Annotated in this window: 19 protein-coding genes; all 19 read left to right on the top strand. The window is 43.3% G+C overall.

Annotated elements, in window-relative coordinates; all coding sequences use genetic code 11:
* The first annotated feature begins 109 nt into the window (after positions 1-109).
* The 19 genes from DUT68_RS14675 (at position 110) to DUT68_RS14585 (ending at position 13,032) form a co-directional block, all read left to right on the top strand.
* The gene (locus DUT68_RS14675) at positions 110-1,213 is read left to right on the top strand and encodes a hypothetical protein (protein WP_113638970.1); all 1,104 of its coding nucleotides are present in this window, start codon (positions 110-112) and stop codon (positions 1,211-1,213) included.
* A gap of 59 nt (positions 1,214-1,272) precedes the next feature.
* The gene (locus DUT68_RS14670) at positions 1,273-2,361 is read left to right on the top strand and encodes a phage capsid protein (RefSeq protein ID WP_113638969.1); all 1,089 of its coding nucleotides are present in this window, start codon (positions 1,273-1,275) and stop codon (positions 2,359-2,361) included.
* A gap of 59 nt (positions 2,362-2,420) precedes the next feature.
* The gene (locus tag DUT68_RS14665) at positions 2,421-2,708 is read left to right on the top strand and encodes a cell wall anchor protein (RefSeq protein ID WP_113638968.1); all 288 of its coding nucleotides are present in this window, start codon (positions 2,421-2,423) and stop codon (positions 2,706-2,708) included.
* Entirely contained in the window at positions 2,695-3,135 is a 441-nt protein-coding gene (locus DUT68_RS14660) for an N-acetylmuramoyl-L-alanine amidase (RefSeq protein WP_113638967.1), read from the top strand. The genes DUT68_RS14665 and DUT68_RS14660 overlap by 14 nt, the downstream gene beginning before the upstream one ends.
* The gene (locus DUT68_RS14655) at positions 3,132-3,641 is read left to right on the top strand and encodes a hypothetical protein (protein ID WP_113638966.1); all 510 of its coding nucleotides are present in this window, start codon (positions 3,132-3,134) and stop codon (positions 3,639-3,641) included. The genes DUT68_RS14660 and DUT68_RS14655 overlap by 4 nt, the downstream gene beginning before the upstream one ends.
* Positions 3,616-3,921: a hypothetical protein gene (locus tag DUT68_RS14650; protein ID WP_113638965.1), complete on the top strand. Its 306-nt coding sequence runs from the start codon at positions 3,616-3,618 to the stop codon at positions 3,919-3,921. Before DUT68_RS14655 ends, DUT68_RS14650 begins: the two co-directional genes overlap by 26 nt.
* Positions 3,922-3,988: 67 nt before the next feature.
* Positions 3,989-5,134 (top strand): DUF2586 family protein, encoded by a 1,146-nt coding sequence (locus tag DUT68_RS14645; protein ID WP_113638964.1) that lies wholly within the window; start codon positions 3,989-3,991, stop codon positions 5,132-5,134.
* Positions 5,135-5,145: 11 nt separating this feature from the next.
* Positions 5,146-5,574 carry a hypothetical protein gene (locus DUT68_RS14640; protein WP_113638963.1) on the top strand — a complete coding sequence of 143 codons (429 nt, stop codon included), beginning with the start codon at positions 5,146-5,148 and terminating at the stop codon, positions 5,572-5,574.
* Position 5,575: 1 nt separating this feature from the next.
* Entirely contained in the window at positions 5,576-5,875 is a 300-nt protein-coding gene (locus tag DUT68_RS14635) for a hypothetical protein (protein WP_113638962.1), read from the top strand.
* A 166-nt stretch (positions 5,876-6,041) separates the two neighbouring features.
* Positions 6,042-7,847, top strand: a complete 1,806-nt coding sequence (locus DUT68_RS14630; protein ID WP_113638961.1) for a tape measure protein — start codon at positions 6,042-6,044, stop codon at positions 7,845-7,847.
* Positions 7,844-8,503 (top strand): DUF6046 domain-containing protein, encoded by a 660-nt coding sequence (locus DUT68_RS14625; protein WP_113638960.1) that lies wholly within the window; start codon positions 7,844-7,846, stop codon positions 8,501-8,503. Before DUT68_RS14630 ends, DUT68_RS14625 begins: the two co-directional genes overlap by 4 nt.
* Positions 8,503-9,480 (top strand): hypothetical protein, encoded by a 978-nt coding sequence (locus DUT68_RS14620; RefSeq protein ID WP_113638959.1) that lies wholly within the window; start codon positions 8,503-8,505, stop codon positions 9,478-9,480. The genes DUT68_RS14625 and DUT68_RS14620 overlap by 1 nt, the downstream gene beginning before the upstream one ends.
* Positions 9,480-9,956, top strand: coding sequence for a hypothetical protein (locus DUT68_RS14615; RefSeq protein WP_113638958.1), 477 nt, complete (start codon positions 9,480-9,482; stop codon positions 9,954-9,956). Before DUT68_RS14620 ends, DUT68_RS14615 begins: the two co-directional genes overlap by 1 nt.
* Before the next feature lie 12 nt (positions 9,957-9,968).
* Positions 9,969-10,190 carry a hypothetical protein gene (locus DUT68_RS14610; RefSeq protein ID WP_113638957.1) on the top strand — a complete coding sequence of 74 codons (222 nt, stop codon included), beginning with the start codon at positions 9,969-9,971 and terminating at the stop codon, positions 10,188-10,190.
* A complete protein-coding gene (locus DUT68_RS14605) occupies positions 10,190-10,474 on the top strand; it encodes an oxidase (protein WP_113638956.1) in 285 nt (94 codons plus the stop codon). Before DUT68_RS14610 ends, DUT68_RS14605 begins: the two co-directional genes overlap by 1 nt.
* Entirely contained in the window at positions 10,467-10,961 is a 495-nt protein-coding gene (locus tag DUT68_RS14600; protein ID WP_113638955.1) for a hypothetical protein, read from the top strand. Before DUT68_RS14605 ends, DUT68_RS14600 begins: the two co-directional genes overlap by 8 nt.
* A 1-nt stretch (position 10,962) precedes the next feature.
* Positions 10,963-11,790 (top strand): nucleotidyltransferase, encoded by an 828-nt coding sequence (locus tag DUT68_RS14595; protein WP_113638954.1) that lies wholly within the window; start codon positions 10,963-10,965, stop codon positions 11,788-11,790.
* Complete coding sequence (locus DUT68_RS14590; RefSeq protein ID WP_198659604.1) at positions 11,783-12,247, top strand: hypothetical protein; 465 nt, start codon at positions 11,783-11,785, stop codon at positions 12,245-12,247. Before DUT68_RS14595 ends, DUT68_RS14590 begins: the two co-directional genes overlap by 8 nt.
* A complete protein-coding gene (locus tag DUT68_RS14585) occupies positions 12,244-13,032 on the top strand; it encodes a hypothetical protein (RefSeq protein ID WP_113638953.1) in 789 nt (262 codons plus the stop codon). Before DUT68_RS14590 ends, DUT68_RS14585 begins: the two co-directional genes overlap by 4 nt.
* Positions 13,033-13,034 lie beyond the last annotated feature (2 nt).

Genomic DNA, 13,034 nt, shown 5'->3' with positions numbered 1-13,034 from the left:
TGCAATAGCGTTATAGATACTGTGAAGCAGGATTTTAGATATAAAAAGCTGATTTTTTTTGCTTGTTTTTAGCCTGTACGTTTGCTGCTCATTCGACAAAAGAATTGGGATGTTAAGAGCAAGCAAAAGAGTAATTGTATTAAGTGAGAAAGTAAACCGCTACGGCTTTAGAACCTTAGTGCTGGGTGTGGATTTATCCTACTACAACACTAACCCTTTAATGTTATGGATGCACAACCGAGCATTTGGCGAAAAGGGCAAGGCTTGGTTGCCAATCGGTAACGTTATTGAGCTTAAAGTTGAAGAGATTGCGGGCGTAGGTTTATGTATTACGGGGCAACCTGTTTTTGATGATACCGACGACTTTGCCAAGTCAATTTATAACAAGTTTGAAAACGGCACCTTACGCATGGCGTCGGCTGGATTAATTCCCGTTGAGTGGAGCGAAGAAGAGGGCTTGTTAATCCTTGGTCAAACCCGACCTACCTTAATCAAATCGGTGCTTGAAGAAATTAGCATGGTTGATATAGGCGCCGACACTAACGCTTTGGCGATAGCGCTATACAACGAAGACCACGAGCTAATACAATTATCCTCGGAAACGCTCAACGCTCAAATCCCATTGTTAACACAACCTTTAATTGATAACGAAATGAAAAAAATCGAATTAAGCGCCGCTAGGGCGTCCCAAATCCTCGGTTTGAAAGAAACCGACACGCCCGAAGCATACGAGGCGAAAATTGATGAAGTAGTGCAATTAGCGGCCAGCCAAAAAACGCAAATTGAAACCTTGACCCGTGATAAAGAAGCGGCGGAAGATAAAGCGAAACAAGCTGAAACAAGGCTTGCGGCGGCTGAAAAAGCAGCCAAAGAAGAGGCGGTTAACACCTACCTAAGTGCCAAAGTAGAAGCCCGTGTAATTACCGAAAAAGAAAAAAATTCATTTAGCGCAATTGCGTTGGCTCATGGCGAGGGTGTAGAAAAAGGCTTGGAAGCTGTAAAGGCAATCTTAGACGAACGTAAACCAAGCGAAACCATTGAGACGAAGCTTTCGGCTAGTTTGGAGCAAAACCAAAAAGACCGTTTGGCCGAGCTTGTAAAATTATCTTACGACGAGCTTTTTGAAAAAGGCTGGTTTACGGAGCTTCAAACTTTGAGCGCTCCCGATGCTGAAAGAAAGTACGCAGAAAAATTTCCCAACGCTAAAAAATAGCCTTAGCGCTACTGATTTACAAGCAAATTAACAGAGTAAGAATTTAGGTTAAAATAAGTATGAAAAATTTAAAAAGTGTAATTGTTGGGCTGTTTACTATGGCCTTTTTATTATCGCCCGCCACATCGGCGTTGGCTGATAAGGCAGAAATTAGCCCAGCGGTGGCGAACGGTATCGGCTTAGTGGCTTTAGTTGCCATAGCTGCGTTTTCGGGTAGTGGCGTTCAAGGAGTGCATGTTGCTGGTATTCAAAAAGAGGCTTGGGTTGATTATATCATTAAGCGCTTTTGGAAAGATAATGCTTTCTTGAAAACTTGGTTTAGTGATGTGAAAAGTGTTTTAGCTGGCAGGGTCGTTCACATTCCCACTCCTGGAGCAAAACCGACAACCGTAAAAAATAGGTCTACATTTCCAGCAACGGCAGTAAGACGTACCGATACTGATATTACCTACACGTTAGACGAGTATTCAACCGACCCTACGCATATTCATAACCTTGATAAAATTGAGTTGAGTTATGATAAGATGGACGACGAATACGGCGAACACGTTGCAGCGGTAAACGAAACCAGCGCCGACGATTTGTTGATTAAAGTTTGTGGTACCGTTGCGAGCAACATGATTGCTTATACTACGGGTGCTGATATTGAAGCTTCGGCGCCGTCAGCAACTGGAAATAGAAAAGCCGTAACAACAAAGGACTTTTCTAAGATGCAAAAGAAGTTCAACAAATTGAATGTGCCAAAATCGGAGCGTTACGCATTGTTGAGTTCTGATATGTACCAACAATTAGTTGATAGCTTGAGCGAAACCCAATCAAGAGATTTTTCGAGAGCTGTTGACGAAACAAAGGGTATTGTTGGCGAGTTGTACGGCTTTAAAATCATTGAGCGCTCAAGCGTAGCGGTTGCAACCGTTACTACTAACGCCATTAAAGCTTTGGGAGCTGTTGGAGCTGCTGCCGACAATGAAGTTGCTTTGTTCTACCATAAAAATGGATTGGCATTCGCAATGGGCGAAGTGAAAGTGTTTGACAACACCGACGACCCAACTTACTACGGAGACGTAATGTCGACCGCTTTAAGAAGTGGTGGACGTGTTAAAAACACCAACTCGGTAGCATTATTAATTCAAGCGGCAGGGTCTTAGTGATCCGCAATTATAGCGGGGACGCTTCGTGCGACCCGCTTCATTTAAACTAACGCACCATGCAATCATTTTTAGATGTAGTGCTATGGCCAGCGATATTCAGCTTTGCGTCGGGTCTTGGCGCTTGGTTCCTAACCCGAAGAAAGCAAAAGGCAGATGTCGCAGCTAGTGAGTTGGACGTAGTAGAAAAGGCGATTACTATTTGGCGCCGAATGGCCGAGGACTTGGGCAAGCAAGTAGAAGAATTACGCAACGAGGTACACGCCTTGCGAACCGAAAACGCAAAGCTGTTAGACGAGTTGAAAAAGTGGAAACGTCAAAGTAAATCATCAAATGAGGCAAATTAAGTATGTAGTTTTTCATTGTACTGGCGCTCCCGCTACGCAAAAGGTTGATGTTATTATTGACTATTGGAAGCGTGTAAAAGGCTGGTCGAAAGTGGGCTATCATCATCTAATAGAGGCCGATGGAACGGTACACGATTTAGCGCCAATTTTTGAGACGACAAACGGTGTAGCGGGCTATAATTCAAGCTCAATACATATTTGCTATATAGGTGGTGATAATTGGCAAGATACCCGAACGCCAGCACAAAAAGCAGCCCTATCACGATTAGCGAAAAAGTACAAGCTCATGTTTCCAAGTGCTAAGTTTTGCGGCCATCGGGATTTTAGTCCCGACAAAAATAATAACGGGAAAATTGACCCGAGCGAGTATATCAAGTTTTGCCCCGCTTTTGAGGTGTCAACTTGGCTTAAAGAAATTGGTCTATGAGAAAAGATTTAGTAACTATTGGAATTTGTTCCGTTTTGTTTTTGTGCGGTTGCGCTGCTAAAAAGCAGGTAGCCACATTAGCAGAGGTAAGCCGAGATAGTACGGCAACAACTAAGAGCAATTTAATTGTTGAGCAATTCGGGGACGAGTTTAGCGGATTTGTCCCAGCATTTAACTTGAACAAAGAAGCTACCATAAAAAAAGACACCGTCTTCTATACCAGCGCTGGCCTAAAGCTTTGGTTTGTGCCAAGTGTAATAAATGGCGTTGACGGCTTTAGTTTCAAAGCGGAAGCCAAGCCAACGGCTCGCTCAACATTGCAGGCCGAAACCGAAACCAAAAACACGGTTAAGGAAGTGAAGCAAGAAACGGCTTCCAACTTCAAGCAGCAATCATTTATAGAGCAATTAACCGAATTTTTAAAAGCCGCTTCTTGGGCGGTTGGTATTTTAATTATTGTTTACATAATCATTAAACTAAGTGGAAAATTTAAAGGAATTATTTAAAACGCACCCTAGTGTGGGTGCCTTTCACAAGACCTCCGACGGTCAATTTTTTATCGAAAAGCATCACGCTGATGCACACGCCAAAACCTTAAAAGATAAGGAGGTTGAAACCTACGAGCGTAAAGACTATGCGGAAGATAGCGCCGACACAAGAACTAGAGAAGAGCTTTTAACAGCTTTCGAAACTTTGTACGGTAAAAAGGCAGCTAACAATATCGGTAACGAAAAATTGTTGAAAGCCGTTCAAGAAAAAGAGGCGGAAACCCCAACTCAAGAGTAATTAATTATAAAAGCCGTTAACGCTTGTTTAACGGCTTTTAATAGTGTTTAACAATAATTATAAACAAATGATACCTAAAGTAACGGTTAGTTTAAGTAACGGAAACATTGGCGGCGCAACGCAGACCAATGACGGCGTTGTTGGGTTGGTTTGTACGGGTACCACAAATTTAGGTACGTCAATGGTTGTTTACTCGTTGGCTGATGCTATTTCAAAAGGTATCACGTTGGCCGCAAACCCCGTTGCGCACCGTTTTGTAAAAGAGTTCTACTCGGTAGACGGTACAGCAAATTTGCCTTTATATATTTTAATGCTTGCTAATACTGCAACTGTAACCAATACGGTTGATAAAGATAACGCAAGCGGTGCGAAAAAACTTTTGGATTTTGCCGCTGGTAAAATTAGAGTGTTGGGTGTGTCCCGTACCCCAGCTGTTGAATATGACCCCGACCCGACGGCTTTCTTTGATCCCGACGTTACGGGTGCGCTTGCAAATGCCAAAGCTTTGGCGGCGGCTCAATTTGCGGCAGTTAATCCCGTTCGTGTTTTATTGGATTGCCGAGTGCATGACAATGCGGAAGTTCCCGCTTGGGTGCCTAACACAAAAGACGCAAACAACGTGGGTTTTGTGGTTGGTGGTGCCGAAAGTACGGGCAATGCCTCAATGGGTTTGGTGCTTGGTAAAATCGCAGCTTCGCCCGTTCATAGAAATATCGGACGTGTAAAAGATGGTGCTTTACCTATTGCGCAAGCCTACATCGGCAATAAAAAGGTAGAAGAGTTTGCGGGCTTAAATTCGTTAATCGACAACGGATTTATCACGTTTACATCTTACCCGCAAAAAGCTGGCTATTTCATTAGCGACGACCCAATGTCTACAGCTGCAACCGACGATATTAAGTTTTTGGCGCATGGTCGCACCATTGATAAAGCTTCGATTATCGCTTATCAAACTTTTGTAGAAGAGTTAAAAGACGATGTACAGTTGCAAGCAAACGGAACGCTGGCGCCTATCGTAATTAAGCACTTGGAGGCGAATATTGAAAACAATATTAACCTTTCAATGGCGGAAAGCATCAGCTCGGTTGCTGCCGTAATTGACCCGACCCAAAATTTGGCTTCGGGCAGCAAATTAAAAATCAAGTTAAGAATTACGCCAAGAGGCTACCTTAAAGAAATTGAGGTTGACCTTGGGTTTGGTGTACAATCATAGGAGGTTAAAAGATGCAATTTGATAGCCAAGAGGTAGCGTACGCCGATATGTCGGTACGCATTTTTGACAGCACTTTAGCAAAGCTCCGTGGTCTTGGTTACGAAAAGGAAACCGAAACCGAAGCGCTTTACGCAGCTGGCAATCAGCCCATCGGAATACAAGACGGTAACGTCAAATATTCGGGCAATTTAAAAGTGTTAAACGGCGAACTTCAAAAGCTGAATGCTGCTGCAAAAGCGGCAGGTTACGCAGATATTTTAGAAGTGCCGTACCAAGTTATCGTAATTACCGTAACGTACCGTGAGGGCTTCGGTAGACCTTTACAAACCGATGTTTTGCGAGGCGTTAAGTTTAGCAAGTACGATAAAGGCATGAGCCAAAACGACAAATTTAAAGAGGTAGAAATACCATTCTTATACCTTTCATTAAGTGATAAATAACATGAAAAAAACACTATCGCCCGAACAAATTGAAGAGTTAAAAAATAAGTACCCGCAAGGCTTGTGGGAGCTTACAGTTGAAGACAAAGTGGCCTACGTGCGCAAGCCTACCCGTGAAGAGATGCGAAGCGTTATCGGGATGGCCACAACCGACCCGTTGGGAATGTCGGAACAAATCTTAAACGATTGCTTCGTTGCTGGCGACGAAGAAATTAAAACCGATGATGACTATTTCTACGGTGCGGCTCAACAACTCCAAAATCTAATTCAGATTAAGAGTGCCGAGCTAAAAAAGTTGTAGACGAAGCCAACGGACACCCAAATAAAAATTGGATTGGGTATATAGATACCCTGCTAATGTATCATTTGGGTGTTGACCCAGCAAAATACAGTGATCAGCGTTGGGCGGAAATGTACAAGCAACTTGAGCATATCAGACAAGAAGAGGACAAAAGAAAATCAATCTAATGAGCAATCTAGTAGAGTTTGTAGTAAAAATTAAGGACTTAGGCAGCGCCACGCTAGGAAGACTTGCGAGCGCTGGCGAAAGTTCTTTTGCTAGGCTGCGAAATGGTCTTAATAGAACGGATAACAGTTTTCAAAGGCTTGGCGGTTCTATTGGCACCATAAATAGGAAGTTAGACGATTTAAAACGCACTCGTGAGATTTCGGTTGATAGCCGCCAAATTAGGCGTGTTAATCGTGAAATGGAACAATTGGAGCGTCGTCGTGATAGGTTGGAAAACTTGGGACGCTCTGGCGGCGGTGGCAGCTTCGGTATGGGTGGTTTGGTTGCTGGTGCTTTGGCTATGGCTGGCGTTGCTGGCTTCGGTGGTGTTGTTAACATGGGTATGGAAAAAACCATGACTAACACGTCTTACGAAGTTTTAGCAGGTAAGCAGCAAGGCCAAGCATTGGCGGGCAATTTGACCAAGTATGCACAGGACACCATTTACGGCAATGAGGTTACGGATATAGGTAAAACGATGCTTGGCTTTGGCATCGAAGCCAAAAACGTAATGCCAGCCGTTCAAAGGCTTGGCGACATCGCCATTGGTAATGCCGAAAAGTTCAAAAGCTTAGGTTTGGTTTATTCCCAAGTTGCGGCTCAAGGTAAATTGATGGGGCAAGACAACCTCCAATTTATCAACGCTGGTTTTAATCCTTTACAGGAATTGCAGCGAACCACGGGGCGCACAATGGCGCAGCTCAAAGAAGATATGGAAAAGGGCAAAATTTCCTTTTCTATGGTTCAGCAAGCCATCATGTCGGCAACTAGCGAGGGCGGTCGTTTTTACAACATGACCAACACTTTAGCGGAAACCGCACCGGGCAAACTCTTGGGTTTACAAGGTGCGTTTGAGGGCTTAATGGCTCGTGTAGGCGCTTCCACCTTAGAGGCAATGGTGCCGTTAATGGATTTCGGCCAATGGCTAATTGATAGCCCTGCTTTGTTAAATGGTTTGGCAAGTGCAATAGCAGCTTTAACGGTTGGTATAGGTGTTTGGCAGGTAGTTACCAAATGGGCGGCAATAACGCAATGGGCTTTAAATATTGCCGTAATGTGGCCAGTATTTTTAATAGCTGCTATCATCGGTCTAATTGTGGCGCTAGTTTCCAAATACGAGGGCTGGGGTGCTGCTATGAAAGCTTTATGGGCTGTTATCAAGTCTTTTTGTATGCTGGCGTGGATAGCCTTTAAAAATATGTTTCAAGAGATTGGTTTTAGAGCCGAATTATTTTGGTTAAAAATCAAACAAACGTTTCAATGGGTTGGTGGTGCAATTGCCAATTTAATGAACGCCATGAGGCTTGCGCTATCGTTCAAATTTGCCGAGGCCAAGCAAGCTTTATTCGCCGAGATTAAAACCAAAGCGACGGCAGAAATTGAAACGCTTGAAAAATCAAGGCAGCAACAACGCCAATCCAATTTAAAGGAGTTTGCCGATAATCTTAACTCTATCAGTAAAAACAGTAAGCTAATTAAGCTTACCAAAAAGAAAGATAGCGGAACGGCCTCGGCTGATGGTATCGGCGGTTTAGCTGGTGGTTTGGCTGGTGCTGCTAGTGGCGCTCCCAGCTCGATGGCTTCGTCTAACAATGGAATTAGTGGCGGCGGCGTAAAAAATCTAACTATAACCGTCAATAAGTTTTTCGACGAGTTAAATATCCATGCGGCAAGCGTCTCAAATGGCATTGACGATATGGAGCAAAAAATTAAAGAAGTGTTTTTAAGAGTGGTTAACTCGGGAGTTTCAGCGGCAACGGAATGATAAAGCAGATTATAGAAGACCGAGGCTTAAAAGCAGTTGAACGAGTTACAAATGTAGCTGGTACACCTGTTGTTTACGATATAGCCAATATCATGAATACGCTTTACGGATATAGACCGATGCACATCGGCGCTATTCCCGAGGCAAGCAATACCAACGAATTTGTGGTACCAGCTGGCCAAGTAAAGAAAACCACAACCATAAAAGGGACGCCGATTTATGGACAGCAAGATATGTTGGGACGTGAGGTGTTTTGCCCGCTAACCCTTAGTGCTGGTGGTATAGATTACGAATTTCCGTTTTGTGTAATTGGAGTGCGTAGCCGCAAGATAATTGTTGAAACGCCGATGGTTGAGCGTAACGGTGCCGTAATAGAAGAAATTGCGTGTTCGGGTTATGATTTTTCTGTTAAGGGTTTTTTAATAGACCCAAACAACCAATTTCCCGACGAGCAATTGAACAAGCTAAAAGAGTTGTACGAAACTAACGAGCCAATTGTGATGAAAAGTGCGCTAACAGATTTGTTTTTGGAAAAGGACGACCGTGTTGTGATGCGCAATTTGGAGATACCCGAGAAAGCGAAAGTTATTGGCGTTCGTGATTACACATTTGAGCTGGTGCAAGACGGAGTGTTTGACCTTTATGCGGTAGACTAATGGCTTTTAAGTTAAATAGTAAAATACAGCTTGGGGACTACTCCTTAAAAGGTGGTGTAAACGAGATAGTAGTTAAACGAAGTGTTAACAGCTACTTAGACACCGCCACGATCAAAATACCAGCTTTGGGGCGAGTGTTGCAAAACGACGCTTTGCCGCAAAGTTCGGTAGAAAGTGCAAAACAATTTAAAGAGGGCGATAGAGTGGTTATACACTTAGGCTACAACGGAGAGCTGGTGCGGGAGTTTGACGGGTTTATTAGGCGGGTGTCGCCAGCTATTCCCGTAGTCTTAGAGTGTGAGGGGTTCGGGTGGCAATTGCGCCGAAAACGTTTTTTGATAAGTTGGAAAAGCACCACTTTGTTAGAAGTGTTGCAGCACCTCGTAAAAGATACCGATGTGAAGCTTTCGGGATTTATACCCACGGTTAAGCTGACCAACTTCGCTTTGCGAAATGTAAACGGTTTAGAGGTGTTGGATTACTTCAAAAAGAAAATGCTTTTAACTGCCTATTTCAACTTTAACGAGTTGTACGTTGGCTTACAGCAAGGCGTGTTAAAAGAAACCGTTTCGCTCCGTTTAGGTTGGAACGTTTTAAGAGACGACCAGCTAAAATATAGGCTTGCGGATGATACTCGGGTTTTGGTTCGCTTGGTAACGGGCAAGGGTGTAAAGAATAAAAGATTGCTTTACGAGGTTGGCGATAAGGACGGGGTTTTGAGAGAGATTACGATTCCGAATATAACCGACCAAGCTTGGTTACAACGCACCGCCGAGGACGCTTTGGCAAAAGCAAAATTTACAGGTTATGAGGGTTCAATTACTTGCTTTTTACAACCATTTGTTGAGCCGAGCTGCGTTGCCAAAATTATTGATAAGAAATATAACCGAGGCGGTAGTTACATGGTAATGAGTACAGAGGTAAGTTACGGCATGAATGGCGCCCGCCGCAAAATTGAAATTGGGAGGTCTTTGTAATGGCTCAATTTGAAGATAAAATACTTGAAGCTCTTGCAAAATATATCAAAATGGAAGTTGGCGACCAAGTTTTTGAGGGGGTTGTTACTTCGGTTGATGATGTTGACTTTGTTGCCGATGTAAAACTTGATAACCAGGGCGGCGATTTGTTCGACGTTCGCTTAAAGGCGGTTGCTGGTGCTGTAAAAAGCATCGAGGTTTTGCCAAAACTTGGCGCCGAGGTGGTGCTTGTTAAAATCGTGGAAGAGGAGTATTTAATTGTTGCTTGCTCGGAAATTGAAAAATACAAAGTTAGCGTGGGCGATGCTTCGCTAACAATTACCAATCAAGGATTTGAAATTAAACGGGGCAACGAAAGCCTCGACAGCATATTGAAAGAAATTGTGGCGCAAATGCTAAAAATATACGCTCCTAAAGATGTGGCGGGTATTACAGCAATTACACCACGCATTAACCAGCTATTTAATAGCAATTAAACAAGTGTTAAAATGGCGTTAAACAAACCTAAGCTTATTACCGATTTAACAGCGCTTTACGATGCGACTTTAGACAATGGCGAGCTTTCGCCAGCGGAAGCGAAAACCAAGTTTATACAGGAGTTGGCAAACGCTATTGAAGCGTATGTAAAAAGCGCTACGGTAAAATACAATAGTGGTTTGATGGCGCCTAACGGTGCGGTTACGGGAACATTTAACGGAGGGCTTGAGTAATGAATGATTTTTTGCTTGATCAAGATTACGACTTACAAATTGCCAATGGCGATTTAGTAGTTGGCTTGAGCGATAACCAACATCAAGCTTGTTTGCTATTGGCTGAAAAGGGAAGCTTTAAACAGTTTCCAACGATGGGCGTTGGATTGACCAATTTTTTAAAAGACGATAGCCCAGCGGCTTTACTTCGTGAGGTTAGGCTCGAATTTTCGACCGATGGAATGAAAGTAAAAAGTTTGGGAATGGATAACGGTAAATTAAAGATTGACGCTAGTTATGATTAAAGTTTTGCCACATACTACAATGCTTGACGCCGCTTTGCAAGATGGAAGCTTAGAGGCTGTTTTTGGGGTTGCCTTTGCCAATGGTAAAAGTATAACCGACGAGCTTGTTGTTGGCGAAACTTTGCAAAGCTCGGGATTGAAATTTAAGCCGTCGGTAATGGCGCCTATTGCTGATCCCGACAAAGCGCAAGTTAGTGTTATGGCTGGCCAAACGCTTTTAGACTTAGCGGTGCAAGAGTTAGGAAGCTTAGAGGCTGTTTTTGGCTTAGGCTTATTAAACAGCTTACCGCCAACGGCAGAATTGACCACTTCGCAAAAGATTGATTTCAATATCAATCCATTTAACAAAAAGGTAGCACAAACCTTTAGAAATAACAGTTGGAAGCCAGCGAGCGCAACAACATCGGCACCCGCGGGGCAACCGCCATTGCCAAATTTAGAGGGTGTAGATTATTGGGCAATTGAGGTAGATTTTAAAGTACAATAACATGGCAAGAACGATAGAGCAAGTTTATCAAAGTATCATTACTTACAAGAATAATCAAGCCGAATTAGCGGGCTTAAATTCAACTAGCCGTACGGCAATTTATAACCTTTTTGCTTATGTGGTTGCCGTTTGTATTGTGGCTTTAGAAAACCTTTTTGATTTGCATAAAAGTGAGGTTAACGCAAATATACTTTTGCAAAAACCGCATTCGCCAAGATGGTACCGAGAGCAAGCTCTTGCTTTTCAATACGGGCAAGATATTAACGAACTAACGGGCGGTTACGACAATGTAGGTTTAACGCCTAGCCAAATAGCAGCGCAAAAAATTATAGCGGTTTCGAGTGTTACGGAAATAGACGGTCGCTTGAGAATTAAAGCCGCCAAAAATAACGCCGACGACTTGGTTGCCTTATCAGCTCCCGAGCTGGCCAGCTTTACAAATTACGTTAAGCGAATTAAAGACGCTGGCGTTAAAGTGCAATGCGAGAGCAATGTTGCCGACCAATTAAAACTAGTGTTGGATGTGTTTTACAACCCATTGGTTTTAAATGCTGCTGGCCAGCGTATCGACGGCACCAACAACCAGCCCGTAAAAGATGCACTAAAAGAGTATTTAAAGAATTTGCCATTTAACGGCGAATACGCCAACACTCGCCTAGTGGATAGGCTGCAAGTTGTTGACGGTGTAGAATTGCCCGTGGTAAAGCTCGCACAGGCTAAATACGGTCTTTATCCTTTTAGCGCCATTGACGAGAAATATATTCCCGATGCGGGCTATTTAAGAATTAACGACGAGGACTTAATTATTAATTATCGCCAAGATGTTTAACGTAGACTTTAGCAAGCTTGTATTATGGTTGGTACCTGCGTTTTTGCGCAAGCCTAAAGCTTTGGCTTTACTGCGTTCTTATTGCTGGCCAATAACCGAAGCTTACGGCGTTTTCTTGGCTAACCGAGATAACAATATTTTCAAGCTTAACCACAATAGCCAAGTGTATAGCATGGAAAAGATGTTAAACGATTTGTTTGACAGCGCAAGCCGACGGATATACATAACTGACGGCTACACTAAAGACCCTATTTACATCTATTTAGAGATAGAAGATAAACCAAAGATTTTAGGCGAAATGATACTATATAACGAAGAGGACTACGCCGACACGGGGGTTGATTTCATTGTATGGATACCCGCCGAACTAAACAACAACCAAACCAAAATTGACATTAAGGGGCAAGTTGATTTTTACAAACTAGCAGCAAAGCGCTATAAAATTTACACGATATGAACCAATTAGACTTTACGTTTCCTAACGGCTTTAAATTCCATCAAGGCATACTTGAGTTTTTGCAAAGTAGCATCTTTTCGGCTGCTAGTGGTGCGGCTGCTTACGCTGGCAATTTGGCAATTCTAAGCGGTTGCGAGGTTGCAGGTTCTAACGTGTCGGCGGGTGTGGTTGTTATAGGTGGCGAAATTATGCCGTTTGAAGCTGGCGCAATCGACGCTAAAGTAATAATCGTTGAGACGGTAATTGACTTACCGTACGAAGACGGAACGGTACAACCCGCCAAAAAGATGCGAGTTGCCCGCTTTGGCGACGATGGTATTACAAATTACCAATGGACAGATTTTAAAAGAAATAAATCCGAGGGTGTTCTTGCCCGTTTGGATAGATTGGAAAAAGTGGCAGCGCCTTTTACTATTGCTGGTAAAGGTGGTATGGTGCTTTGGAATAGACCAGCCAACGAAATACCCGACGGATGGGCGGAAGTTGTAGATTGGCGAGGTCGTTTGCCTATGGGTTACGACCCAGCCCAAACCGAGTTCAATTTAGTAGGTAAAACGGGCGGTGCCAAAGGTGTTAAAATGATGCTGGCAAACTTAATTGCACACGTTCACAACGTGGCCGTTGGCTTTGTAAATGGGCGAAGTGATAACGCTAACGATAGAGATGTTGCAGTACCAGGAGCGAATAACAAAAACACAACCTCGGCGGGTTCAGCAGACCCCGAGCCAATTAACGTTTTAAACCCTTATAGAGTGGTTGTATTTATAGAATATGTGGGAGGTTAAGC

The organism is Pedobacter zeaxanthinifaciens (assembly GCF_003313335.1).
GTDB classification, from domain to species: Bacteria; Bacteroidota; Bacteroidia; order Sphingobacteriales; family Sphingobacteriaceae; genus Pedobacter; species Pedobacter zeaxanthinifaciens.
Note: the sequence above shows the minus strand (reverse complement) of the source record. Positions and strands in the feature narration are given on the sequence as shown.

What these genes read in the sequence shown, in the direction of transcription:
- DUT68_RS14610 (WP_113638957.1), top strand. Translation starts at nt 9,969, where the DNA reads ATGGCGTTAAACAAACCTAAGCTTATTACCGATTTAACAGCGCTTTAC.
- DUT68_RS14605 (WP_113638956.1), top strand. Translation starts at nt 10,190, where the DNA reads ATGAATGATTTTTTGCTTGATCAAGATTACGACTTACAAATTGCCAAT.
- DUT68_RS14675 (WP_113638970.1), top strand. Translation starts at nt 110, where the DNA reads ATGTTAAGAGCAAGCAAAAGAGTAATTGTATTAAGTGAGAAAGTAAAC.
- DUT68_RS14660 (WP_113638967.1), top strand. Translation starts at nt 2,695, where the DNA reads ATGAGGCAAATTAAGTATGTAGTTTTTCATTGTACTGGCGCTCCCGCT.
- DUT68_RS14645 (WP_113638964.1), top strand. Translation starts at nt 3,989, where the DNA reads ATGATACCTAAAGTAACGGTTAGTTTAAGTAACGGAAACATTGGCGGC.
- DUT68_RS14655 (WP_113638966.1), top strand. Translation starts at nt 3,132, where the DNA reads ATGAGAAAAGATTTAGTAACTATTGGAATTTGTTCCGTTTTGTTTTTG.
- DUT68_RS14625 (WP_113638960.1), top strand. Translation starts at nt 7,844, where the DNA reads ATGATAAAGCAGATTATAGAAGACCGAGGCTTAAAAGCAGTTGAACGA.
- DUT68_RS14615 (WP_113638958.1), top strand. Translation starts at nt 9,480, where the DNA reads ATGGCTCAATTTGAAGATAAAATACTTGAAGCTCTTGCAAAATATATC.
- DUT68_RS14635 (WP_113638962.1), top strand. Translation starts at nt 5,576, where the DNA reads ATGAAAAAAACACTATCGCCCGAACAAATTGAAGAGTTAAAAAATAAG.
- DUT68_RS14665 (WP_113638968.1), top strand. Translation starts at nt 2,421, where the DNA reads ATGCAATCATTTTTAGATGTAGTGCTATGGCCAGCGATATTCAGCTTT.
- DUT68_RS14630 (WP_113638961.1), top strand. Translation starts at nt 6,042, where the DNA reads ATGAGCAATCTAGTAGAGTTTGTAGTAAAAATTAAGGACTTAGGCAGC.
- DUT68_RS14620 (WP_113638959.1), top strand. Translation starts at nt 8,503, where the DNA reads ATGGCTTTTAAGTTAAATAGTAAAATACAGCTTGGGGACTACTCCTTA.
- DUT68_RS14600 (WP_113638955.1), top strand. Translation starts at nt 10,467, where the DNA reads ATGATTAAAGTTTTGCCACATACTACAATGCTTGACGCCGCTTTGCAA.
- DUT68_RS14590 (WP_198659604.1), top strand. Translation starts at nt 11,783, where the DNA reads ATGTTTAACGTAGACTTTAGCAAGCTTGTATTATGGTTGGTACCTGCG.
- DUT68_RS14640 (WP_113638963.1), top strand. Translation starts at nt 5,146, where the DNA reads ATGCAATTTGATAGCCAAGAGGTAGCGTACGCCGATATGTCGGTACGC.
- DUT68_RS14595 (WP_113638954.1), top strand. Translation starts at nt 10,963, where the DNA reads ATGGCAAGAACGATAGAGCAAGTTTATCAAAGTATCATTACTTACAAG.
- DUT68_RS14585 (WP_113638953.1), top strand. Translation starts at nt 12,244, where the DNA reads ATGAACCAATTAGACTTTACGTTTCCTAACGGCTTTAAATTCCATCAA.
- DUT68_RS14670 (WP_113638969.1), top strand. Translation starts at nt 1,273, where the DNA reads ATGAAAAATTTAAAAAGTGTAATTGTTGGGCTGTTTACTATGGCCTTT.